21 protein-coding genes are annotated in these 25,683 nt (G+C 43.6%); 20 read left to right on the forward strand and 1 reads right to left on the reverse strand.

From position 1 onward, the window contains the following. Positions 1–40: 40 nt before the first annotated feature. The 5 genes from BK120_RS11500 to BK120_RS11520 all read left to right on the forward strand — a co-directional run bounded on the left by BK120_RS11500 (position 41) and on the right by BK120_RS11520 (position 6,484). Positions 41–1,693 carry a helix-turn-helix domain-containing protein gene (locus tag BK120_RS11500; RefSeq protein ID WP_076267627.1) on the forward strand — a complete coding sequence of 551 codons (1,653 nt, stop codon included), beginning with the start codon at positions 41–43 and terminating at the stop codon, positions 1,691–1,693. Between the two features lie 100 nt (positions 1,694–1,793). Beyond that, positions 1,794–2,825: an ABC transporter substrate-binding protein gene (locus tag BK120_RS11505; protein ID WP_076267628.1), complete on the forward strand. Its 1,032-nt coding sequence runs from the start codon at positions 1,794–1,796 to the stop codon at positions 2,823–2,825. 34 nt (positions 2,826–2,859) lie between these two features. Then, entirely contained in the window at positions 2,860–3,867 is a 1,008-nt protein-coding gene (locus tag BK120_RS11510) for a FecCD family ABC transporter permease (RefSeq protein ID WP_076267629.1), read from the forward strand. Then, entirely contained in the window at positions 3,860–4,882 is a 1,023-nt protein-coding gene (locus tag BK120_RS11515) for a FecCD family ABC transporter permease (protein WP_076267630.1), read from the forward strand. The genes BK120_RS11510 and BK120_RS11515 overlap by 8 nt, the downstream gene beginning before the upstream one ends. 27 nt (positions 4,883–4,909) lie before the next feature. Beyond that, positions 4,910–6,484, forward strand: a complete 1,575-nt coding sequence (locus BK120_RS11520) for an alpha/beta hydrolase (RefSeq protein WP_076267631.1) — start codon at positions 4,910–4,912, stop codon at positions 6,482–6,484. A gap of 427 nt (positions 6,485–6,911) precedes the next feature. On the opposite strand, the gene BK120_RS11525 is transcribed toward BK120_RS11520, so the two are convergent. Next, complete coding sequence (locus BK120_RS11525) at positions 6,912–7,964, reverse strand: oxidoreductase (RefSeq protein ID WP_076267632.1); 1,053 nt, start codon at positions 7,962–7,964, stop codon at positions 6,912–6,914. A 155-nt stretch (positions 7,965–8,119) separates the two neighbouring features. Between BK120_RS11525 and BK120_RS11530 the strand changes: the two genes are divergently transcribed. The 15 genes from BK120_RS11530 to BK120_RS11600 all read left to right on the forward strand — a co-directional run bounded on the left by BK120_RS11530 (position 8,120) and on the right by BK120_RS11600 (position 25,681). Further along, positions 8,120–8,563, forward strand: a complete 444-nt coding sequence (locus BK120_RS11530; RefSeq protein WP_256710858.1) for an Lrp/AsnC family transcriptional regulator — start codon at positions 8,120–8,122, stop codon at positions 8,561–8,563. A gap of 139 nt (positions 8,564–8,702) precedes the next feature. Then, on the forward strand, positions 8,703–9,752 hold the full coding sequence (gene selD / locus BK120_RS11535) for a selenide, water dikinase SelD (RefSeq protein WP_076267633.1): 1,050 nt from the start codon (positions 8,703–8,705) through the stop codon (positions 9,750–9,752). A 27-nt stretch (positions 9,753–9,779) separates the two neighbouring features. After that, on the forward strand, positions 9,780–10,835 hold the full coding sequence (gene mnmH, locus BK120_RS11540) for a tRNA 2-selenouridine(34) synthase MnmH (RefSeq protein ID WP_076267634.1): 1,056 nt from the start codon (positions 9,780–9,782) through the stop codon (positions 10,833–10,835). A gap of 52 nt (positions 10,836–10,887) precedes the next feature. Next, positions 10,888–12,009 (forward strand): cysteine desulfurase family protein, encoded by a 1,122-nt coding sequence (locus BK120_RS11545; protein WP_076267635.1) that lies wholly within the window; start codon positions 10,888–10,890, stop codon positions 12,007–12,009. A 122-nt stretch (positions 12,010–12,131) separates the two neighbouring features. Next, a complete protein-coding gene (locus tag BK120_RS11550; protein ID WP_076267636.1) occupies positions 12,132–13,118 on the forward strand; it encodes an aldo/keto reductase in 987 nt (328 codons plus the stop codon). An 83-nt stretch (positions 13,119–13,201) separates the two neighbouring features. Continuing rightward, the gene (locus BK120_RS11555) at positions 13,202–13,591 is read left to right on the forward strand and encodes a MerR family transcriptional regulator (RefSeq protein WP_076267637.1); all 390 of its coding nucleotides are present in this window, start codon (positions 13,202–13,204) and stop codon (positions 13,589–13,591) included. A gap of 136 nt (positions 13,592–13,727) precedes the next feature. Further along, the gene (locus BK120_RS11560) at positions 13,728–14,243 is read left to right on the forward strand and encodes a GNAT family N-acetyltransferase (RefSeq protein ID WP_076267638.1); all 516 of its coding nucleotides are present in this window, start codon (positions 13,728–13,730) and stop codon (positions 14,241–14,243) included. Positions 14,244–14,260: 17 nt separating this feature from the next. Continuing rightward, positions 14,261–15,493: an aminopeptidase gene (locus BK120_RS11565; protein ID WP_076267639.1), complete on the forward strand. Its 1,233-nt coding sequence runs from the start codon at positions 14,261–14,263 to the stop codon at positions 15,491–15,493. 409 nt (positions 15,494–15,902) lie between these two features. Next, on the forward strand, positions 15,903–17,645 hold the full coding sequence (locus BK120_RS11570) for a sensor histidine kinase (RefSeq protein ID WP_076267640.1): 1,743 nt from the start codon (positions 15,903–15,905) through the stop codon (positions 17,643–17,645). Then, positions 17,645–18,979 (forward strand): response regulator transcription factor, encoded by a 1,335-nt coding sequence (locus BK120_RS11575; RefSeq protein WP_076267641.1) that lies wholly within the window; start codon positions 17,645–17,647, stop codon positions 18,977–18,979. The genes BK120_RS11570 and BK120_RS11575 overlap by 1 nt, the downstream gene beginning before the upstream one ends. Before the next feature lie 116 nt (positions 18,980–19,095). Further along, the gene (locus BK120_RS11580) at positions 19,096–20,823 is read left to right on the forward strand and encodes an extracellular solute-binding protein (protein WP_076267642.1); all 1,728 of its coding nucleotides are present in this window, start codon (positions 19,096–19,098) and stop codon (positions 20,821–20,823) included. Between the two features lie 90 nt (positions 20,824–20,913). Then, positions 20,914–21,804 (forward strand): ABC transporter permease, encoded by an 891-nt coding sequence (locus BK120_RS11585; protein ID WP_076267643.1) that lies wholly within the window; start codon positions 20,914–20,916, stop codon positions 21,802–21,804. A gap of 18 nt (positions 21,805–21,822) precedes the next feature. Next, positions 21,823–22,710, forward strand: a complete 888-nt coding sequence (locus tag BK120_RS11590) for a carbohydrate ABC transporter permease (protein WP_076267759.1) — start codon at positions 21,823–21,825, stop codon at positions 22,708–22,710. 31 nt (positions 22,711–22,741) lie between these two features. Then, positions 22,742–24,004 (forward strand): Gfo/Idh/MocA family protein, encoded by a 1,263-nt coding sequence (locus BK120_RS11595; RefSeq protein ID WP_076267644.1) that lies wholly within the window; start codon positions 22,742–22,744, stop codon positions 24,002–24,004. Between the two features lie 15 nt (positions 24,005–24,019). Next, on the forward strand, positions 24,020–25,681 hold the full coding sequence (locus BK120_RS11600; RefSeq protein ID WP_076267645.1) for a DUF4091 domain-containing protein: 1,662 nt from the start codon (positions 24,020–24,022) through the stop codon (positions 25,679–25,681). Positions 25,682–25,683 lie beyond the last annotated feature (2 nt).

The following is a 25,683-nucleotide window of genomic DNA, read 5'->3' on the forward strand; positions in this document are numbered from 1 at the left end:
TGAGTAAATGAGAATCATTATCGATTAGAGGATGGATGTTATGGATACAGCAATAACAAATAAAAGCATCATTAATTTCAGTAATTTAGACGTGACAATCAAGTCAGTTGAGCTATATACGGGTGCTTCTGGCGAAATTTTGAAGCAGCATGTGACGAGATGGGGTACCTTAATTATTTCGCTTGCCGGCAGTGGGACGATGAGGCGAGAAGATGGATACACCACGCTTGAGCGTGATCACATTTATGCATGTCCGCCAGACAGTACTTTCGGCCTGACATCCGATCTGGGAGGGAACTTGTCCGTTGTTGTTATCCGCTTGAAACTAGCTGATAGGAATGAAGAAAGGGTAGATTTCCAGTTGGATGAGTCAGCGCTGCAAATTTTATTTTCTAACATAGATGGTTTGTCTTTAGGGCCAGCAGGCTACTTGTCTTCACAGGGCCGAACGATTTATGACGGCTTCGCAAGTGATGACGGCATAAAGAAGTGGAGGGCGAAGCTCGATTGCTCGGAGCTGTTGTATATGCTGATTACCTCGGGAAAAATGGCTTCCAAGGAAGGGACAAAGGAGGCGCTGGAGCGCGCCAGAGCTTTTATGAAAGAAAACTGCAATAAGGAAATGACCATAGAGCTGCTGGCCAACATGGCGGAGCTAAGCCCTAAATATTTCGTGGATTTGTTCAAAAAAACATATGGCGTCAGTGCACTTGATTATTTGACGAGAGCCCGAATCGACCTTGCCAAATCGCTGATGCTGCGTACCGATCGGCTGCTGAAAGAAGTCGCGCATGAGGTAGGTTATGCAGACGAATTTTATTTCAGTCGAAAGTTCAAGCAGTTGGTCGGCATGTCCCCAACGGCCTATTTAAAGAAGCGCGGCAAGAGGATCGCAGTATACGGCTCGACTGCACTAATCGGTTACTTGCTTCCGCTCGACATTATTCCTTATGCGGCGCCGCTTCATCCGAAATGGAGCAAATATTATTGTGATCGTTATGGGCTTGAAATTCCTGTCCATCTGGATGCTTATCGCCAAAACCATTTTAAAGAAGCGAATATCGAAAGGCTGGAGACTACGAGCCCGGACTTCATTTTATGCGACCATGAGCTAGAGCCTTGGGAAAGAGCAAGATTATCCGAGGTGGCGCCTATTTTTGCACTTCCTGATGATCGTATGGGCTGGCGGAAAAAGTTTGACGTATTAGCAGAAGCATTAGGAGCGCAATCTGAAGCGAAGAAGTGGTTGGAGGAATTTGAACGTAAGAAAGGGGAAATGGCAGAGAAAATACGGCTCATACATCAATCGCGACTTTTAGATGTAGCCGTCTTGAAGGTATTGAGAAATACGGTTTATATGTACAGTGACCTCGTTATAGATGATGTTATCTATCAAGGACTAGGGATATCTCCGCTGCATAAAGAAGAGGGACCAATATGGAATGTTCCTATGTCTTTCAATAATCTGAAACAATTGAACGCCGACTATGTGCTGCTGCTTGTTTGCCAAGAGTCGGAGACGCTTCAATATTGGACGCAGCTGCAGCAGTCAACGGACTGGATGTCGCTTCCTTTTGTAAGGGAAAATCGAGTCAAAATGATTCCATCGGAGCCATGGAGGGAATATTCTCCCGTTGCGCTGAGTCGTATCGTGGATGAGACTGCGCTTTTATTAACAGGAAATCGTCCATAATGGTTCAGGATTATGTCCATGGTCGGGAAGCAGCTCTTAGCCTATAATTGCTAATGATATTCATTATCAATTAAAGAAAGAGTGAGAGGAGCTATACAGCATGAAGAAGAAAGGTTTTTTGAGCGTCATAATGGCAATAGCAATAGCAGTCATGATTACGGCATGCGGGGGTAATTCAAAGGAAGAGAAGGCGCCGGCAAACGGTAACGGTGCAGCAGCCAATACAGAGAAACAAGCTGGGGAAAGCAATAACGGAGCAAAAACAGAGAAGCCTGCCTCTGAGGAAGCAGCTACACGAAAAATCACTTACTTGGACCAAGAGTATGAGCTGCCGGCCAAGGTTGAACGCATTGTCATTGTTGGAGCGGTAGAAGCAATGGAGGATTCGATTATTCTGGATGTGAAACCGGTAGGGGCAATTAGCTTCGGGGGAGTATTCCCACCTATGTTCGAGTCCATTACAAAGGATGCGGTTTCGATTGGCGAGAAAATGGAGCCAAACTTTGAGGCGATTCTATCGCTTAAGCCGGACGTCATACTCGGTTCGACGAAATTCCCAGCCGAAGTATCTGAGAAGCTGGCTACCATTGCGCCAACGATTCTGTACTCGCACATCTCTACGAATTGGGAAGCGAATTTGAAGCTGCTCGGAGAGCTTGGCGGCAAGGAAGCGCAGGCAGAAGAAGCCATCGCAAAATATAAAGTGGATTTGGATGCGGCGAGAGCTTCTTTAGGCGATAAGCTAAAAGATCAGAAGGTTGTTGTCGTGCGTATCCGTCAAGGCCAAATGTTCGTATACCCGGAAAAAGTTTTCTTCAATCCGATTATTTATTCCGAACTTGGTTTAACAGCTCCTGCGGAAATTAAGGCGGCTAAAGCTCAGGAGGCATTGTCCGTTGAGAAGTTCGCAGAAATGAATCCGGATTATCTCTTTATTCAATTCTCGCAGGACGAGAACAAGGATACGCCAAATGCGCTGGAAGATCTGCAAGCTAACCCAATCATGAAAAATACGAAAGCCATTAAAGAAGGAAAGGCATTCGTAAACATCGTTGATCCGCTGGCTCAAGGCGGAACGGCTTACAGCAAGATCGTATTTCTTAAAGCAGTTGCCGAGCATCTAAACAAATAGATTTACCAAATAGAAACGAATAAGGCGTGTTCTTATGCGATTAAAACAATCCCTACCGGTGGCTATCCTCGTGATGGCGCCGGTAGTAGCTGTATGTATGATACTTATTTCCATATCCTTTGGGGCAAAAAATATTACGCCTGGAGATGTATGGGGGGCGATCGTACATTTTGACCCGAATAACGTAGATCATCAAATCATCCGGGTGTCTCGGCTTCCTAGAGTCATTGGCGCATTGCTCATTGGTGCATTCCTTGCGGTGTCGGGCGCACTAATGCAAGGGATGACGAGAAACTATCTAGCCTCCCCCTCGATGATGGGAGTATCCGATGGTTCGGTTTTTCTAGTAACACTGGCCATGGTATTCCTGCCAAGTGGAGGTTCCGTAAGTCTTATCACGCTGTCAATGATTGGATCAGCGCTTGGCGCAGCGATCGTATTCGGCATTGCGTGGCTCATCCCAAACGGAATGTCTCCGGTACGGCTTGCCATTTTGGGCACCATAATAGGCACATTTCTAAGCGGGGTATCGGCAGCTGTGTCCAGTTATTTTCAAATCTCACAAGGGCTCAGCTTTTGGTACAATGCAAGGCTCCATCAAATGGACCCTGAGCTTATTAAGCTGTCCATACCGTTCGCGGTTGTCGGGCTGGCACTCGCACTAGGGTTGTCCAAGTCAATTACGGTGCTGTCGCTGGGCGACGATGTGTCTGCGAGCTTAGGTCAGCGGACAACGGTGGTCCGCATTCTTACTATTCTGTCTGTGGTCATTCTTACTGGTGTTTCTGTAGCGCTTGCCGGCAAGATTGCTTTTGTTGGGCTGATCGTGCCGCATATTGCTAGATTTCTGACTGGCGTCGATTACCGCTGGATTATTCCGGTGTCGGGGGTGCTTGGGGGATTATTTCTGGCCTTCTGCGATATATTGTCAAGGTTCGTGAACCAGCCGTTCGAGACGCCGATCGGAGTCGTGACGGCGTTATTTGGCGTTCCTTTTTTCCTTTATCTCATTAAGACGAGAGGGGGCGGCAAAAATGCCTGAGACTACGACTGTCCGCTTATGGTCGGTTATGGCGGGTGCGTTACTGGTGACGCTCATCGGCGCTTACCTCAGCCTAACGAACGGAATTTTCGATATTTCCATTCAAGATATTGTGAAGACACTGCTTCGAATCGACAGCAGCAGGGAACATGACTTAGTTGTCTTCCAGTTTAGGCTGCCGCGTATCGTGCTGGCGATCTTAGTAGGCAGCGCGCTTGGCATGGCGGGTGCTGTGATCCAAGGCGTCACACGTAATGGCCTTGCCGATCCTGGTATTCTTGGCATTAACGCGGGAGCGGGAATGGCGGTTGTTTTATTTTTGTTTTTGTTCCAAGGCCAAATGAAGCTTACAGGCTGGGGAGCTGTCATGATGATGCCTGTGTTCGGGCTTGTCGGGGGACTACTCGCTACCGTGCTGATTTATATGTTCGCTAGGGAGCAGGGGCGGCTTGATCCCCAGCGATTGCTGCTTGTTGGCATTGCAATCGCATCAGGATTCGGAGCGCTTACTTTATATGTATCTCTCAAAATGAATCCAAATGATTTTGAGACGGCAGCGGTTTGGCTCGCAGGCAGTATTTACAGTGCGAATTGGAAATTCGTTGCAACGATGCTGCCTTGGCTGCTCATTTTGCCACCCATCCTATGGTGGAAGGCGAGGTCTTTAGATTTGTTCCAGCTTGGGGAGCATAGCGCGACAGGACTTGGTGTACCTGTGGAGCGTGTCAAAAATCAATTGCTGATAGGCAGCATCGGTCTCGTCAGCGCAAGCGTCGCTGTCTCTGGCAGTATTGGCTTCGTCGGGCTAATCGCTCCACATGTAGCACGGAGATTGGTAGGACTTCGGCATCGATCAATTTTGCCGGTGAGCGCCTTAATCGGAGCGGCAATGGTGGTGTTTGGCGATTTTATTGGAAAGACAATTTTTGCCCCTGCTGAGCTGTCGGTGGGCATTGTTATTTCCATTATAGGTGTGCCCTATTTTGTATACCTGCTCATTCGGTCCAAAAAATAGCCATTGCAGGGGGAAAGGTGATATTGTATGAATCATTTTCAAGAAACAACCGTGCAGAACCGTGAACTAACGATTTATCTTCCACCGTCGTATCAAAACGATACAAAGCGCAGATACCCCGCAGCATATGTTCAGGACGGTGGAGGGCTGTTTCAGCATGTAACCAACCAGTTGGAGCATCTCATGTTAACGGGGAAGCTGCCGGAAGTGATTATGATAGGTATAAAACCGCATGATCGAAATGATGAATATACGCCGTGGACAGCTCCCTCGCTGCTGGATAGCTATCCAGCGTTTGGGGGAAAAGGCCGGGCATACGTCGATGAATTGGCAGACGTTGTGAAACCGTACATCGACGAGCGTTACCGTACAAAAACGGAATCCGACCATACTGCCATTATAGGAGGTTCTTTCGGCGGGTTGATCTCATTATTTGCAGGATACTGGCGGCCGGATACGTTCGGGCGGTTAGGCTTGCTCTCGGCGTCGTTCTGGTTTCAAGATGTCCTGCCATTCATGAGGGAGCAGCCCGGTCTATCCGATCGGCTGCGTATTTACATGTCTGTTGGTGATTGCGAAGGCATTTACAAACAGAACATTCAGCGCAATATGGTTGATCAAACAATCGAGGCATCTACATTGCTTGTGGAAAAAGGTTTACCGGCGAACCTACTGCATTTCGAGCTTCAGCCTGGCGGAACGCACGATTCGTTATATATGTCGGAGAACTATTTGAAGGCGTTGAAATGGCTATTCTATGAGGAGGTGACAACCGCAAAGTCGTTAGCTGTTGAAGCCCTATCACATGCCAGATGGACGAAAGAGTTCACGATTCCGCACACTCGTCATCTCATTATGTGTTCAGTGCGAACGGGAAGAGAGTATCGTATTTTTGTTTGGCTGCCGCAGACAGAGCCTCCGGAAGATGGGTTTTCTGTATTGTACGCTCTAGACGGCAATGCATCGTTCGGATCACTTGCGGAAGCGATGCGTCTTCAAGGACGCAAGCCGCATGGCATAGAACCTCAGGTCATCGTAGCAATCGGGTATGACTCGGATGAGCCGATTGTTTCGCCGGAGCGTTTTTATGATTACACCATAAAAGCTTCTTCAGAAGAGCTGCGACAACGACCGGACGGCTCCGAATGGCCGGAGACGGGCGGTGCTGATGATTTTATCACATTTATAGAGGAACAGTTAAAACCGGAAATAGAACGAATCGTACCGATTAATCGGAACAGGCAATCTTTGTTCGGTCATTCCCTGGGCGGTTTTTTCGCACTTCATACGTTGTTCACCAAAACCGATGCATTCAGCACCTATATAGCAGGTAGCCCTTCGATTTGGTGGAAGCAGCATGATTTGTTGCAGAGATGGCCGAGTGTGGAAGGACGATTGAAAGACAGCGAGCTTGAAGCAAATCTATTAATCGTCGTTGGCGCAGAAGAGAAACGCGGAATGGTTGAGGATGCCAAACAGCTATACGAGCTGATGCTGCCTTATTCAGGAGATAGGTTTGTTGTTTCGTACCGAGAGGTTGAAGGGGCGGGCCATATTTCCGTCTTGCCGCCGCTCATTAATGAATTGTTGAAATTTATTTGAAAATAAATCAATAAGTCGCTCAAAAATATGATTCCATTTCGGAAAAAGATCGCGCAACCGTTCTTCATGAACTGGCAGCTGCGATCTTTTTTTTGCAGCATCGTTATGCTTGCATGCATGAGATAATTGTTTTCTTTTCTCATTAAACTTGCTACAATTTTAAATGATAACAATTATCAATTAGCGTGCTAAAGAATACGGATTCCCTTCAAAGGGGCATTGAGTTGCTTATTATGAATGTAATCAGCTGAAAGATTTGCGCGAGTTTAAGATGTTAATAGAGATCAGCTTCAGAGAAGAAAGCCGTCAGACATGAGCTGGCGGCTTCTGTTTTTTTATGGAGGTTAAGGATAGGGGGATTACTGTTTATCGCAAACGCATATTCTAGTTTGCATTTTTTAATCTATAGTGATTTCATAGTAACGTATTAAACCAGATATTTTAGATGAAGTGCAGCATCATACGGTATTATGCTGGTTCCGGCCTTCAAACGCTGAACAAAATCAGGATTGGCGAGGAGAGGCCGCCCGAAAGCCGCTAGATCAATGGATCCGGCTTTTATAGCAGCGGCAGCAGATTTATAATCTAAATTTCCTACTCCGATTATTGTATCATTCCAATATTCGCGAACAGCTTGATGAAATGTCATTCCTTTGGTGAATATCTTAGTAAACTGGTTGGTTGAGGGGTGAAGAATCTTAAGGCCTAATGCTTTGAAAATTTGTATATAAGCAGCCAATGTTTGTTCGGGATTATCCCATCTATAATTCGGAATATCATCTTTTATTTCTGAAAAACGAACGATAGTCCTTGGCGCACCTATTTCTGTTACTACGGCAGTTAGCAGCTCTTTCATGAATGATAGACGCTGTGATAAGTCCCCGCCATATTTGTCCGTCCGAGCATTTGTAACCTCTGAATTAAACTGATCGATTAAATACCCGTGGGCTGCATGGATTTCAACCCCGTCAAAACCGGCAATTATCGCATTTCTCGCAGCAGCTGCATGCTGTTCAATCACTTCGGAAATTTCGTCCTGAGACATCGCCTCAGGCATCTCATAAGGTTTGCGTAACCGATGTACGAGTCCATTTGCTGCAATGCTAGATGGCGCTTGAGGAGGATGCCCTCCCGTTAATTCATGATGGGTCAGCCTGCCAACATGCCAAAGCTGCGCCACGATTGTTCCACCTTCCAAATGAACAGCATCAGTCACCTTTTTCCATGCTTGGATCTGCTCTTTGTTGTATAGCCCTGATATACCATAGGTTCCTTTGGCTCTTGGGCTTGGATTTATCCCCTCCGTAATGATCAGACCAATACCATCAGCAGCCCGTTTACGGTAATATTCTACGACATCTGGACCAACCACACCTGACTTATTGTCGGCAAAGGAACGAGTCATAGGCGCCATGACTACACGTGATTGAAGCGTCCAATTTTCAATCGTAACTTGTTCAAGCAATTTATTAGATTCCATCTTTATGCCTCCTCAGTGCTTAACAGTTGATTATTCATTAATGTTATAATGGAATCGTTCAATTTTACATAATAAATTCAAGGTATTGTATCATGATATCCTTTAAAATTGTTTTATTAGTGTTATTTGACATTGAAAATAAAGGAGTGACTAGTTTGGTCGATGGACTGGATAAAAACATTATTATGATTCTTCAAGATCAGGCAAGAATTTCAATGACGGAGTTAGGAAAAGCCGTTGCATTGTCGCAGCCAGCAGTAACAGAAAGAGTGCGGAGGTTGGAGGAAAAAGGCATTATTGATCATTATCGTGCTGTTGTTTCTCTTGAAAAATTAAACAAATCGATTGTTGCCTACTTATTATTTCATACGAAGAGCTGCGAAAGTTTTGTTGATCATTGCAAAAATTCGCTTGATGTGCTTGAAATGCATCGTATAAGTGGCCAGTACAATTTTTTGGTTAAGGTGATTAGCGAATCATTGCATTCCATGGAAAATGTTATTAATGAAATGGGAAAGTTTGGAGATTCGACAACTTTAATCGTCCTCTCCTCACCTATAGAGCATAGTAAGGTCGTTCCCAATATTCAGGATAAATAGATAGGAACCCATATATTCGTTTTGGATACATTTCCTGACACTAGCTTTAAATAAGCCAATATAAATTTGCGTTCACACTAAACATCAGGTACGATTTTATTATTAATTATCAATGAAGAGTAAGAGAGGGACGAATCTAATGCACTCAAACGAAACCATAAAGCTGACATCTTTATCTAGCAAGGGAGGATGCGGTTGCAAAATCGGTCCGGCTGATTTAAAAGAAGTCATAGGAAACCTCCCGCTAGCGGAACTTAATCCTAATTTGCTTGTGGGCATCGAAACAAGCGATGATGCAGGTGTATTTCGAATAAGCGATGATTTAGCATTAGTTCAAACCGTAGATTTTTTTACTCCAATCGTAGATGACCCTTATTCTTTCGGACAGATAGCAGCGGCTAACGCAATAAGCGATATTTATGCAATGGGCGGTAAGCCATTAACGGTATTAAACATTGTTGCTTTTCCCATCGCAACACTAGATAAGTACATTTTAACAGACATCTTACGCGGAGCAGCAGATAAGGTGAAAGAGGCTGGAGCTACCCTTGTAGGCGGACACTCCATTGACGATAAGGAACCTAAGTTTGGACTAGCAGTAACCGGTTTAATTCATCCCGATCAAATTAAAACCAATGCAGGTGCTAGACCTGGAGACAAGCTGATTTTGACGAAGCCAATTGGTGTGGGCATTATGACAACCTCGATTAAGAAGGAACAATTAAGTGCGGAGGAAATCGAGCGTGTTACTCGCGTCATGGCTACATTGAATAAGACGGCAGCAGAAATAATGAATAAATATGAAACGCATGCTTGTACTGACGTAACGGGTTTTGGCTTAATCGGACATGCACTGGAAATGGCTAAAGGCAGCGAAGTAGGAATAACGATTGTAAACGAAGCGGTACCCAAATTGCCTCGTGTCAGGGAACTTGCAGAAAATGGATTTGTACCAGGCGGCACGAAGAACAATTTTAAGCATGTTGAAAATGATGTTATTTTCCCACAAGCGATGGACCAAGTTGATCGATGGATTCTATGTGATGCGGTGACTTCAGGCGGTTTATTCATTGCGGTTGCGGCAGACCAGTCTGAGCAAATGCTGGATGAGCTTAAGCAAGCAGGTGTGGAAGCAAGTATAGTAGGAGAAGCAACAGAAAGTAATGCTGGCCAAATCGTGGTGCTTTAAGATAAACCATTAAGGAGTCATTAAACTATGTTTCAAGACATCACGATCGAGGAATGTTCAAAGCTTCGGAAACAGGGAGAACTTGTTCTTATAGATGTAAGATCCCCATCCGAATACAATGAAGCATCAATTCCTGGCAGTCTTAACATTCCCATATTTAACGATCAAGAACGGGCTGAAATTGGAACGCTGTACAAGCAAGTAAGTGTACAAGCTGCTAAAGAAAGAGGCTTGGAAATCGTATCAGCAAAGCTTCCAACTTTCATCAAAACGTTTGCTGGCATATCCGAAAATAAGGCTGTCTTTTGTTGGCGCGGTGGCATGAGAAGTAAAACAACAGCGACTGTATTGTCTCTTATGGGAATTAGAGTCCATCGAATAGCTGGAGGATATCGCGCATATCGTCAATATGTTGTTGAACGATTGAATGATATCTGCTACGAGCCTCAGTCATTCATCATACATGGAAATACAGGTAGTGGAAAAACCGCTATCCTGCATAAAATGAAACAAAATGGCCATCCTGTTTTGGATTTAGAAGGGCTGGCTGGTCATAGAGGGTCGATTTTTGGTGGAATAGGTTTAAAAGCGCATAACCAAAAAACGTTTGATTCGTTACTGCTTGATAATATACATGAGAATGAGAAATTTACCTATTTATTGTTTGAAGCGGAAAGCCGCCGAATTGGCAATATTACGGTTCCGGACCTCATGATGGAGTTGAGAGCTAAGGGACATCACATTAGCTTGGAAATGCCTCTTGAAGCCCGCGTTAATCAAATCATGGAAGACTACAAGCCTTGGGAAAATATAGATGCGTGTATGGGGTCATTCCGAAAAATTAAATCACGTATTCATACCCCTGTTGCAGCGGAAATAGAAGCATGCTTGATGAGTGAAAAATATGATACTGCTGTCGAGTTGCTTCTCACTTATTACTATGACCCAAGGTATTCGCATTCGACGAGCGAACATGATGAACAAATCTCTTCTATTGTGAAGGCAGCAAATACGACTGAGGCAACGATCAAGATTGAACAGATAGTAAATTCGTTAATGGAACGAAAATCGATGGAGCAATAGCAAATGAAAGGTTGCCGCAAATGATTGCAGGCGAGGGGGCAAGGAGAAAGCTATGAACCAGATTTATTTGGACTACAACGCAAGTACGCCAATCGCTCCAGAAGTTCTTGCAGAAATGTATCCATACCTGCAAGGAAGCTACGGCAATCCATCATCTAGTCATTGGGCGTCCGTTTCCACAAAGCAAGCTATTTTGGAAGCACGCATAAAAGTTGCTGCTTTACTCCGTTGTTCTCCAGACGAGGTGATCTTTACTAGCGGGGGAACCGAATCCAATAACCATGCTTTAAAGGGTGTATTCTTTGCTCTTAAAGAAAAGGGTAATCATATCATTACGACAACAGTTGAGCATCCAGCCATTTTGAATCCTTGTTCATTTCTAGAGCGCTTGGGAGCAGAAGTTACCTATATAAACGTAGATGAAACTGGCCGCATATTGCCGGAAGCTATCGAATCAGCCATTAACAAGCGTACTATTTTAATCTCGGTTATGCATGCGAATAATGAAGTTGGGACGATTCAGCCCCTCGGTGAAATAGCCGAAATAGCAAAAAAACATGGCGTATTGTTCCATACGGATGCTGCTCAATCCGTTGGCAAAATCCCGGTACATGTTGATCAATTAGGTGTCGACTTGGTAACGATAGCGGGACATAAACTATATGCACCGAAAGGGATTGGGGCATTGTATGTGCGTAGGGGAACCAAGATAGAACCCTACAGTCATGGAGCCGGTCATGAACATGGCATGCGCGCAGGAACCGAAAATGTTCCTTACATCGTTGCATTGGGAAAGGCCGCAGAAATGGCAATGCTTATGCAAGATAACAATGAAATGAGTAGATTAAGCGAGTACTTCTTAGAGCAATTGGTTGCGAAATTTGGTCATCTTATCAAGCTGAATGGCCATCCGACTAACCGATTGCCTAACACCTTGAATATAAGCTTTATAGGTTTGGATGCTAATGAAATTCTGAACAAGATTCCCGAAATCGCAGCGTCCACTGGATCAGCCTGTCATGCTGGTATGACAACAATCTCCCCAGTATTAAAGGCAATGCAGATCGATGAAATTGTGGCCCGAGGCGCTATTAGATTTAGTCTAGGAAGGTATACGAATAAGATTGATATTGATCAAGCAATTATGCTATTGGAAGAAGCCATTATCGTCTAAGCTGATGCAGGAAATACTCTAAACACTTACTATCGTGCACAATCGCTTGACTTGGAGTTAACTCCAAGGAGTACACTACAGCTGAAGGAAACAATATCTATTTGAAAGTGAGGAACGATTAAATGGAATATGTGAAACTCGGTAATACAGGCTTGGATGTATCTCGGCTTTGTCTTGGCTGTATGAGCTTTGGTGTAGCGGAGCGGTGGGTGCATCCATGGGTACTTAATGAAGCGAGCAGCCGTCCAATCATAAAAAAAGCATTGGATTTAGGCATCAACTTTTTTGATACTGCGAACGTATATTCAGACGGAACAAGCGAAGAAATTGTGGGTCAAGCTTTAAAGGATTATGCCAATCGAGATGAAATTGTTCTGGCGACAAAGGTTCATTTTCGAATGCAGCAAGGCCCAAATGGTGCTGGTCTTTCTCGAAAGGCAATCATGAGTGAAATAGATAAGAGCCTTAAGCGACTCGGAACGGATTATGTAGACCTTTATCAAATTCATCGCTGGGATTACAATACCCCCATTGAAGAAACGATGGAAGCATTACATGATGTTGTGAAGGCTGGAAAGGCAAGATACATTGGCGCTTCAGCCATGTACGCATGGCAGTTTCTAAAGGCATTGCATGTAGCTGAAAAAAATGGGTGGACGCGGTTTGTATCGATGCAAAATCATTTAAACCTCATCTACCGTGAAGAAGAGAGAGAAATGCTTCCGCTTTGTAAGGAAGAAAAAATTGGCGTCATTCCTTATAGCCCGCTCGCATCAGGTAGATTGACACGTGATTGGTCAGAAACAACGCATCGTTTCGAAACCGACCAAGTTCAAAAATCTAAATACGATGCGACTGCAAATACTGACCGATTAATTGTAGAGCGGGTTGCAGCCATTGCCGAAAAACATGGCGTTCCCCGTGCTCAAATTGCATTAGCTTGGATATTACATAAAGATCCTGTAACCGCACCAATTATTGGTGCTACAAAAATGTCGCATCTCGAAGATGCAGCAGCTGCTGTTTCCATTAAGCTAACACCAGAAGAAATGGCATCGCTGGAAGAGCCTTATGTTCCACATCCAGTCGTTGGGCCTATTACGATGTAATGAGTGTTTAATATAAGGAACAACAAGAACGCCCGATTGTTTTTTCGGGCGTTCTTGATCTTAAATTAGGGAGTGAAATCTGCATGTTGATAGCCGAAGTAAGCGCGAAATTTGAATTATCACCGGACACGCTCCGCTATTATGAACGGGTCGGTCTTATTCCACGGGTGAACCGCAATAAAAGCGGAATCAGGGATTATACGGAGGAAGACTGCAGATGGGTTGAATATATCAAATGCATGCGTGGTGTAGGTCTTCCTATTGAGATTTTGATTGAATATGTTGCTTTGTATCAACAGGGTGATGAAACCATCGGGACTAGGAAAGAGCTTTTAATCGAGCAGCATAAACTGCTAGCCAAAAAAATGGAAGAGATGAAAAAAGGATTGGAACGTATGGATGATAAAATTGCAAGATATGAACAGACAATATTAAACAAAGAAAAAATGCTAAGTAGATCTAAGACGCAATAGTCCATTGAACCCCCTCGTTTTACTGACATTGATTCATGTATGGCTTTGCTAAAATATTCGGTTAATAGAAAAATTCAGATGAATGTGATAATTTATTAATTATGACTTGCATTTGAAAAGGTGGTTTGAAAACGTTATGGAGCTCGTTTTTCCAAAGGTAGAGACAGTGGAAGAAGTCTCGGCTTTAGCGCAATTGGCATCGGAAATTTGGAATGAATATTTTGTAAGCATTATAACAAAAGAACAAATTGATTATATGGTGGATAAATTCCAATCGGATCATGCGATTACGAATCAAATTGAAAATCAAGGTTATGAATATTTTTTCATGAATATACATGGCCATAATATCGGCTACTTGGGGATAAAACAAGAAGAAGACAAGTTGTTTTTAAGCAAGTTTTATATACGCAAAGAGCATCGCGGAAAAGGTTATGCAAGTCAAGCTATGGCGTTCTTGGAAGCGATATGCAAAGATCGAGGGTTAGGTATGATATGGCTCACGGTAAATCGTTATAATGATACAACGATTGCTGTGTATGAGAAAAAAGGGTTTAAATCAGTTCGTACTCAGGTGGCTGATATAGGTAATGGTTTTGTGATGGATGATTTTATAATGGAAAAAGAAATTGGATTGGAAGAAGTCGAGTAACAAGGGGGTTTTGGTGAATGGAGAAGTTTGAGTTCATGTTGAACAAATATGCTGAATTAGTCATTAAGGTTGGTGTGAACGTTCAAGTGGGGCAAGTGCTTATCGTACATGCTCCGATTGAAACGGCTGAACTAACCCGATTAATTGTAGCAAAAGCTTATGAGGCAGGAGCCAAATATGTCATTGTAGAGTGGGATGACGATGCGATTACTCGCGTTCGGTATGAGAAGGCATCGGATGATTCTTTCGACTATTATCCACAGTGGCTTGCCGACAGTATGGTGCATTTTGCTGAAGAGGGCGGAGCTATACTGCATATTAAAGTGCCTAATCCAGAGCTGTTTCGCGGCATCGATTCTGCAAAAGTATCGGCTGCGGTCAAGTCCGCTGCTGTCGCGCGAGAAGAATATTCAAAGTATACGCGGAACAGCAAAATTAGCTGGTCGCTGATCAAGGCGCCAACTCGTGCATGGGCGGATAAAGTGTATGCCGATCTTCCGGAGGAGCAGCGCGTGGATGCGATGTGGGAAGCTATTTTCCATATGGTGCGTGTAAATACAGATGATCCTATTGCCGCTTGGCGTGAGCACATTAATCATTTGAAAACAAGCCAGGATCTTCTTAATGCGAAACGCTATAAGAGTCTGCATTATCGCGCGGCAGGAACGGATCTGCGAGTACAACTGCCTGAAGGACATATATGGCGTGGCGGCGGCGGTGAAAATGAGAAAGGTGTTTATTTTGTTGCGAATATGCCAACTGAAGAAGTGTACACCATGCCTCATCGTACCGGTGTGAACGGCACAGTAAAAAGCACATTGCCTCTCAATTTGAACGGCAGGTTAGTTGAAGGAATCACGTTTACGTTCAAGGACGGCAAAGTGGTTGCTTATGATGCCGAATCGGGACTTGAACATTTAACTTCATTGCTCGAAACGGATGAAGGTGCATCCTATCTCGGAGAGATGGCATTGGTGCCACATGATTCGCCAATATCGAACTTGAATAGAGTATTTTATAATACAGGCATTGACGAGAATGCTTCCTGTCATTTTGCACTGGGAAGTGCTTATCCTGTCAACCTGGAAGGTGGAACGAAGCTCTCCAAAGAGGAACTGCTGGAGCGAGGCGCTAACGTAAGTCTTACACATGTTGACTTCATGATTGGTTGCGCCGATCTCGATATTGATGGAGAACTGCCTGACGGCACAATCGAGCCTGTCTTTCGTCAAGGGAATTGGGCTTACTAGATGTAAAGTGCGGGAAGTGACTGGTTCATGCGCTCTTAAAGCGCTATAGAGAAAGGTTAGCATATCAATTGAAGTGCTAACCTTTTTTTGTTAATTACTGAGTTAATTTAGAATAAGGAGAACCAGCAGCCCTCGCCTCTACCATGGAAAAACCCGACCATAAAAGGTCGGGTTTTTATTTGTTGTAGCCAAAAACTGGCGTGAACTATAGCATTTAAATTCAAAAGGTGACTCGCATAGTTGAACTATCTATTGCGTCTAAATAAAATCTTGGTATGATTCCTTTATGAATGTTAACGACAAAAGCTCTCTGTTAATAAGTTGAACAATCTGATCAGAGTCTCTGTTATTCTGGTTATATTAATTAGCATCGAGAAGTTTTCCTAGATGGTGAAGAAGGGGATATCCTATGAAATTGCAGGCTGCCGGCAAAGCGAAGTGGTTCGTCTATCAGAAAATTGTCATCGTATTTATCGTGTTTCTTGTTCCCCTCATTTCGATGAATATTTGGGTCAATTACAAGGGCATGTCGTTTTCGAAAAATACAATGCTGGATTCCGCCGAAGCGGGAGCTTCCTTTTACGCGAAGCAGCTGGACAAGGAAATGTATTTTATTCGCAATCAGCAATTAGGCTTTATTAACGGTGAAGATTTGCAAAAGCTAAGCTTCAGGGGAGGAAGTCTTGGGAAATATGATGAGGTTAGACTCATTGAGCAAGTGAAGGATCGATTGAGCTTTCTTATGAATTCGAGCGAGTACGTACTTAATGCAGGCGTTTATATTGCTTCAGAGGGGAAAACCATCTCGATTTCGAATGGCGTTACCAACACGCCAAATGATGAATACGAGCTTATTTCAAAGCTTATAGGCGTTTCGATTAAGCCCTCTTTTTACCTGGATGGTGATCGGATCTTCTTTATTGAGACGGCAAATAATGATGGCATTTGGTCGTATATCGAAATCTCTAAAGTGAAGCTGCTGGAAGAGCTGCATACCATTACTACCCTTTATCAGGAGTCAGAGGTTTTGCTTGGGAGCGAGGGTTTGGGGAGTGTGTTTGCGACGACGCAAGATGAGCAAGCTATTTCTGTACAGCAACAGCTGGTTAAATTACCTAATGAGCAAGATGACAATATGTCCAAAATGGAGAAGGTAAACGGCATCCGTTATTTTGTTATCCATAATTTTGTAAGCTCTTTAAATCTGTCATTAATTATGTATGTGAATCAGAACGAGATCACTAGATCATTAAGCCAGTTTTATACGCTGTATTATCTGCTGTTCAGCATTACCATTATCATTCTTTTGCTTTATTCATTCTCTGTAAACGTCATGATCCATCGCCCATTGTCCAATCTAGGCAAGGCGTTTCGTATGATAGAAACAGATAATCTAAACTTAGTTATCGAATCCAAGACAAAGGATGAATTTCATTATTTATTTCAAAGCTTTAATCGGATGGCACATCGCTTGAAGGTTTCCATAAAGGAAAACTATGAACAAAAGATAGCGCTGCAGCACTCGGAATTAAAGCAGCTGCAATCTCAAATTAACCCTCATTTTTTATACAACAGCTTTTTTAACATTTATATGATGTGTAAGGTAGGCGATTCGGATAGTGCGGCGGAGCTCTCCCAAAAGCTGGGAAGCTATTATCAATACATTACAAGGAGCGGTTCTGATGAAGTGCTGCTTAACAAAGAATTTCAGCATGCGCTCGATTATTGTGAGATTCAATGTATTCGCTTTTCCAACCGCATTTCTTATGAATACACGGAGATTTCAGATCAATTGCATACCGTTTACGTTCCAAGACTTATCATTCAGCCGATCGTAGAGAATGTATTTGATCATGCCTTTGAAGATGGTACGATGAACGGAGTTGTCTATATTGGAGCCAGCTATCAGGATGATATCGTACGCATCACCGTAGAGGACAACGGCAGTTTATTAACAGATGATAAAATTGAGCAGTTGCAGGAGCAGCTTGCAGTCAAAACGAAACAGATTGAGAAAACGGGATTAATTAACGTCAGCAATCGGCTAAAATTAATTTATGGAGCGGACAGCGGCTTATTTGTCTCCCGAAGCCAATACGGCGGATTAAAAGTGGAGCTTATCATACATCTTGAGAATAAGGGGGCACAATAATGTACCGATTGTTAATAGTAGATGACGAGCCTGTCATTGTGAATGGGCTAGTGCAGCTTTTTCAGGGAAACAAAGACTTTGAGCTGGATATATGCAAAGCCTATTCCTCTGGTGAAGCGCTTGAAATAGCAAAAAAAACGAAACTGGATATTTTGATCAGCGATATTCGTATGCCTCAGAAGAATGGCCTGCAATTGGTGGATGAGATGGTATATTATTGGCCTGCATGCCGAGTCATTTTTCTTACAGGGTATAGCGAATTCGATTACGTATACGAAGCGTTAAAGAAAAACGTAGAAAACTATATTTTGAAAACAGAAGGCATTGAGCCTATTTTCCAAGCGGTAAAAGAGGTAATAGGTAAGCTGGAAGAAGAGAAAAGCGTTAAGCTGCAGCAGGAGAAGGCGCAAAGACATATTCAAATCGCCGAGCCTTATCTCAAAAAAGAAATGATGGAAGCTATGCTTGGCAGAGAGCCGCTTCCTTCTCTATTGACCGAGTCCATTTATGCAGAAGTGGAATTTGGCATTGCTGCTGAGCGCCCCGCATTCTTCCTGGTAGGGCAAGTGGATCGGCTTGAGGTTGAAAATTTAAAGGTGCTGGAATCGGTGCAGCGGATTTTTGACAATCATTTGCCGGCTTCCATAGCTAGAGAGAAAGCTATCTACAATGGCAGCTCACTTTTATGGATTCTTCAAGCGGATGAGGAGTTATTGGGACGTTTTCGAGGGAATCAGCCAGATGAGAATACGAAGGAGCAAGGCATCGCATCCTATATGAAAGGCATTCTTGAGCTTGTACAGAATGAATGCGTTGAGGTTCTCTCGGCTTCGGTTTCATTTGGCATTTCTGGGAATTTGTTGGGAAAGTGGGATACGCTCCATCTCCAAGTGGAAGCTGTTCGTGCAATGATTCAGAAAAGAGCGGCATTTGGCCAAAAAATGGTTATTGTTGATTACGAGAAATCGAATGCTTGTGAATCCGATTTGAGCGGAGAGATGAAGCAAGAAGAATTTAAACAATTGCTTATCGAACAAATTCATCAATATGTTCATAACAATCTGTCCAAGGATGTGTCTCTAACGGCTATTGCGGACGAGGTTCATTTTAATCCATCCTATTTGTCTCGCTATTACAAGCAGATCACAGGACATAATCTATTAGAGTACATTCAATCTACTAAAATGACCGTTGCCATCGATCTGATGATGAATACTTCCTTGAAATTAAATGAAATTGCGAGTAAGGCGGGTTTTGACTCGGCTTCGTATTTTACGACTTTTTTCAAAAAAATGACAGGTCTTTCACCTCAAGAGTATCGAAATTCGCAATAAGTAAAAAATTCAAAAGCGATGTAAAAAAAGTGAAATTGAAACCGCTTTCCCTCTCGAAATATAATAAACACAGGGATCAGGGCTACTAACATTATCAAAAGGGGGAAGTGTTCCATATGAAAAATTATAAAACAATGAAGATGATTTTGTTGTTATCGCTGTCTGCTTCAGCCATTACAGCATGCTCCAGCCAAGGAAATGACAAAGGAAACACATCCACATCTAAACCGTCAACAGAGAACAACCAGACTGAAGTCACTCCGCCAGATCCATTCGGTAAATACGCTGAACCGGTTACGGTTACAGAAGTGCTTGGATTTAATCCGCCTGAGGATTCAAGAACGCCAAAAGGAATTACACCAGATCAAAATGCTTACTTTAAAGATTTAAAAGAGATGATGAACATCGAAGTGAAATATAAATGGACCGTGCCTTCCAGCCAATTTGAACAAAAGTTCTCACTTGCGATGGCATCGGGCGACCTGCCTGATATTTTGGAGCTGGACCCGAAAAACTTCGAGAAGCTGAAAAAGCAAGATATGCTCGCTGATCTGACAGAAGCATATGAGCAATATGCATCTCCTACACTTAAGAAATATATGGAGTCTGATGGCGGCTTTGCAATGAAGACTTATAACGCAGACGGCAAACAGCTGGCCATTCCAGCTTTTGAAGATCCATTCCTATCCACGCAATTGCTTTGGATTCGGAAGGATTGGCTGGATAATTTGAACTTGCAAGCGCCTACGACAATCGATGAGCTGGAGAAGGTTGCAGAAGCATTTGTGAAAAACGATCCGGATCAAAACAAGCAAAATGATACTTATGGTATTTCATTGCAAAAAACATTGTTTTTCTGGGGCTTTGATGTAAGAGGATTGTTTAACGGATTCGGAGCTTACCCATCCATTGGTGATGCTCAGACGGCTTGGATCAAAAATGGTGAAGATAAACTAATACCGGGCCTTATTCAACCTGAGGTGAAGACGGCGCTTAGCAAGCTGCAGTCTTGGTACCAAAATGGCATTCTCAATAAGGAGTTTGCGCTGAAGGATGAGAACAAAGCAGTAGAAGATCTTACTTCGGGCAAGGTAGGTATTTCCTACGGAGAATGGTGGTACCCGAACTGGCCGCTTAATTTAAATATTGACAAAGATCCGAAGGCTGAATGGATTGCTGTTCAAATTCCAGGGCTGGACGGTCCAGCAAAATCACTCGTTCCGAAAATTCGCGCTGGCAAGGTTTTCGCTGTAAACAAAAAAGCGAAAAATCCAGAAGCTGCAATTAAAATGATCAACTTCTATATCGAAATGGGCAACAAACAATATTTAGAGAAAAACAAAGCCGAGAATGGTTATGTATACAACTGGTTTAATCCACGTATCTACAACCCGGCTCAAATTGAAACCATCTATACAGAAGTGAACAAAGCGCTCGACGCTAAACAAACTGAAATTACGCTGGATGACGAGAACTACAAGAATGTAGCGGATGTATTCAAAGCAGGAACCGATTTCCTCGCAGGCAATACAAAAGATGCTTCCAAAGGCGTCAATTGGGGTCAATATTACAGCCGTGCAGCAAAAGATGGCGGCTGGGGAACGACGCGTAAAATTAAAGAAAGCGGAGCGTTTGTAAACAATGAGTTCTATGGCCTTCCTACAAAAACACAAGTAGAAAAAGGTGCTCAGCTTGATAAGCTTATGCAGGAATCCTTTACAAAAATCATTATGGGCGCTTCCATTGATGAATTTGATAAGTTCGTTTCAAGCTGGAAATCGCTAGGCGGCGATGATATTACAGCAGAAGTTAATGCATGGTACGGCGAGCAAGCGAAAAATTAAATCTTAAATCAATCAAAAGCGGGAGAGACGAGTCGAGGAGTCGACAACTCCTCCCGCTTTAAAATTAGCAGCTGGTTAGGAGGGTCATCTATGAGAACGCTGAAAAAAGAATATGTACTACATTTGATGTTACTGCCCGGTGTTATCGCTACTTTGATCTACGCATACGGTCCTATGGCTGGCCTAGTGATGGCTTTTCAACAATTTGAACCATTATCCGGTTTTTTTAAATCTGAATTCGTAGGCTTTGACAATTTCCGTTACGTATTTGCGTTGCCGGATTTCGGTCAAGTGCTTTGGAATACGATCATTATTGCGATTTTCAAAATGATCCTGTTTTTGCTAGTTCCTCTTATTCTTGCGTTATTGCTAAATGAAGTGACAAGAAAATGGTTCTCAGGATTCATTCAATCTGCCATCTTCCTTCCGTTCTTTCTGTCATGGACTGTGCTTGGCGGAGTCGTCATTGAATTGTTCTCGCTGAGCGGACCTGTTAATGGCTTGTTAACCGAAATTGGATTTCAGCCGATTATGTTTATGCTCGACAATGACTGGTTCAGAGGCATCGTCATTGGATCAGATGTGTGGAAAGGCATGGGCTACAATATGATTGTTATGCTCGCTGCCATTGTAGGGATCAATGCAACGCTTTATGAAGCAGCAGAGGTTGATGGAGCAGGCAAGTGGAAGCAAGTGATGCACATTACGCTTCCAGGCATTTCCCCCATACTCATTTTGCTTGGCGTATTAAGCTTAGGCGGAATTCTAAATGCTGGCTTCGAACAAATTCTAATTATGTATAACCCGACCGTTTATGAAGGCGCAGATATCATTGATACATTCGTTTATCGACTAGGGATGTTCAGCCAGCAATTCGGACCGGCAGCAGCAATCGGCCTCTTTAAATCGGTCATTTCATTAGGGTTAGTATCCATTACCTACTATGCGGCTTATAAACTTAACAACTACAGAATATTCTAGAACGGAGGTAATACAGTGATACACAAACCATCAATCAGTAGAAAGCTTTTTGTCGTGTTCAATACGTTGTTGTTAACAGCGATCACGCTGCTTGGTATTATCCCGTTTATTCATTTACTCTCCATCTCACTTAGCTCGAATACGGCTGCGATGGCAGGAGAAGTTAAGCTTTGGCCTGTCGGCTTCTCCTTGGATGCCTATCAATACTTGGGGGAGAAGGTTGAGTTCTTCCGATCATTATGGGTATCCGTACAGCGGGTCGTGCTTGGGACGGTTGTTAATATGCTGCTTGTATTTATAACTGCTTTTCCGCTTGCGAAATCTAATCATCAGTTTAAATTTAGAACCCCTTATGTATGGTTCTTTGCGATAACGATGTTTTTCGGCGGCGGGTTGATTCCTACGTATATCATTGTCAAAGATACAGGCATCATTGATTCGATTTGGGCGCTCGTTTTGCCGGGTGCTTTGAATGTATGGAATATGGTGCTCATGCTGAATTTCTTCAGATCCATTCCAAGAGAACTGGATGAGGCAGCGACAATTGACGGCGCAGGACACTGGCGTGTACTTTGGCAAATTTATTTGCCTGTATCGCTTCCATCGATCGCAACGATTGGCTTGTTCACGATTGTTGGGCATTGGAACTCTTGGTTCGATGGCATTCTTTACTTGAATTCACCAGAAAAGTACCCATTGCAAACGTATCTGTCTACATTAATTATGTCGATTAATGCCCAAATGTCTTCCATGTCTATTGAGCAGCTTAAAGTGATGGACAACTTAAGCGAGAAGACACTTCGAAATGCGCAAATCTTTATGGGTGCTTTGCCCATTATGCTCGTATATCCGTTCTTGCAAAAGTATTTTGTTAAAGGCATGACCGTAGGAAGCGTCAAGGAATAGAAAGACTTACAACATCGAGGAGAGATTAATTATGAAAAAAGTTACGGTTGCCATAATTGGAGCGGGTTTGCGGGGTGTCAACTATTTGGAGTATGCTCTTGCTCATCCCAATGAGCTGCAAGTTGTAGCTGTTGCAGAGCCGGTTGCAGAGCGCAGGGAGAGCTTCCAAGCTAGACATAACATTGCAGATAATATGTGTTTTGAGAACTGGGATGATTTTTTCGCTATGCCAAAACTAGCGGATGCCGTACTCATCTGCACGCAAGATAAACAGCATTTCGATCCGACAATGAAAGCACTTGAAGCAGGTTATCATGTGCTGCTTGAGAAGCCGATGTCTCCCGATGCCAAAGAATGTTTACTTATGGGAGAAAAGGCATCTCAGTTAAACCGAGTGTTTTCGATTTGTCATGTGCTTCGTTATACGAATTTTTTCTCTACCATTAAAGAATTATTAGAAAAAGAAACAATTGGTAAATTAATGTCTATCACGCATAATGAAAATGTAGGGTTCTGGCATCAAGCGCATAGCTTCGTAAGAGGAAACTGGAGCCGGAAAGAGGATTCCAGTCCAATGATTCTAGCGAAGTCCTGTCATGATCTGGACATCTTGCTCTGGTTGGCTGGTTCGGAATGTGTTCGTGTATCCTCCTTCGGATCACTCTCCCATTTTACAGCCGATCAAGCGCCGGCAGGAGCGCCGTTACGCTGCTTAGACGGGTGTCCAGTGGCAGACGAATGTCTCTACTACGCGCCTAATTACTATTTAACAGAGGATACGAATTGGCCAACTTCGGCAATTAGTAATGATCTGAGCTATAGTGCGCGTTATAAGGCGCTTGAGGAAGGACCTTACGGCAGATGCGTCTATCATTGTGACAACGATGTGGTTGACCACCAGGTTGTGAATTTGGAGTTTGCGAATTCCGTCACAGCAGCATTTACGATGAGCGCATTTACTAGAGATGTCAGCCGCACAATCAAGCTTATGGGAACCAAAGGTGAAATCCGCGGCGCCATGGAGAAAAATGAAATTGAAGTAATTCATTTTGGCAGCGGCAAGATTGAACGAATCTCATTTGAAGACATGGGAGGTCATGTTGGCCACGGCGGCGGTGATATGGGTTTACTTAAGGATTTCTTAAAGCTGGTAAGAGAAGATGGCAAGAGTGAGGGGCTTACCTCGGCAAGTCAATCCGTTCAAAGCCATTTAATGGCCTTCGCGGCGGAGCAATCTAGAGTGGATGGAAACAGTATCAATCTCAAAGATTTTGCAGAAAGCATTCTAATTTAAAGAGGTGCAAGATGTATGAATAATCCAGTTCAATTTGAGACGAAGTTACTAAGCTCATTGACAAAAGTATTCGCAGATGAGACGCCAACCGAACAAGCCTTTCAAAGCGCTTCTGCGCTTTTCGGCGAAACCTATTCCTTCCAAGTCGCATACACCTCAGATACGCTCTTAAAAAATATAAATGTAAACATCGACTCCGACCTTGCAGACCGTATTTTGATTAGATCTGTTGGTCTGGCTCCTTCGGAGATGCCTTGTTTCCAAAATCCTGATGATAACGTCCTGCGCACGACACCGGGACTATATCCAGATCCATTGTATGAGCTGAATCAACAATCCGTTAATGCGGTTCCCGAGCAGTGGCGTTCCATTTGGGTGAGTGTGGAGCTTGATGAATCTGTCGCTGCGGGTGTTCATTCCATTCAATTCTCCTTCCAATCAGAGGAAGGGGAGTCCTTAGCGGTATCCGATGTATTTCAGTTGACAGTCATCCCTGCCGCATTGCCCGCGCAGCAGTTAATTCACACGGAATGGTTTCATGTGGATTGTATTGCAACACAGTATGGTGTCGAAGTCTTTAGTGAAGCGCATTGGACGCTTCTGGAACGTTATGTGGACGCGATGGTCAAGCACGGCATGAACATGGTATTGACGCCACTATTCACGCCGCCGCTCGATACCCTTGTTGGAGGAGAACGTCCAACTGTCCAACTGGTGAAAGTTGATGTGGAGGGAGATACTTATACATTTGGCTTTGATCAGCTTACGCGGTGGGTAAAGATGTGCAAGAAGTTGGATGTGAAATACTTTGAGTTTTCACATTTGTTTACGCAATGGGGAGCAAAGTGCGCTCCGAAAATTATGGGAACGGTACAAGGAGAAGAGAAAAAGCTATTCGGCTGGGAGACGGATGCATCTTCAGAAGAATATCGCAGCTTCTTGGATCAATTCTTGCCGAGCCTTGATCGCTACTTGAAAGAAAATGGACTGGATGAGCAAAGCTGGTTCCATATTTCGGATGAGCCGGACCTCAGTCAATTGGAATCCTATCAGGCTGCCAGCCAGATCGTGCGTAAGCATTTGTCTGATTATCCTATTATGGACGCGCTGTCTGATTTGGATATGTATGAGCGGGGTCTAGTGCAAAGACCGATTCCGGGAAACAATCATATCGAACCGTTTCTGGAGTATGGCGTTCCGGATTTATGGACTTATTATTGCTGTGCGCAGCATCAAGAAGTATCCAATCGTTTTTTTAACATGCCTTCCTCTAGAAACCGGATTATTGGGCTTCAGTTGTATAAGTTTGGATTGAAGGGCTTCCTGCATTGGGGCTTTAATTTCTGGTATTCGCAGTACTCCATCGATCAGAAGCTGGATCCCTATCGGTCAACGGATGCAAAGCTTGCGTTTCCTTCGGGAGATTCCTTCTTGGTTTATCCTGGCGAAGAGGGTCCAATCGAGTCAATTCGCTTGGAAGTTCTCTATGAGGCGATGCAAGACTTGCGCGCACTCGAGCTGCTAGAGCAGAAGATTGGCAAAGAACAGACGATAAAGCTGTTGGAAGAGGGTTTGCAAGAACCATTGACGTTCTCTGTTTATCCAAAGGGCAGTGGGGAATGGCTGTTAGCGGCAAGAGAGAGAATCAATCAGGCTATAGCGAGTCATTATGCTTAATG

Origin of the sequence: Paenibacillus sp. FSL A5-0031, from assembly GCF_001956295.1 — a bacterium.
Classification (GTDB): Bacteria; Bacillota; Bacilli; order Paenibacillales; family Paenibacillaceae; genus Pristimantibacillus.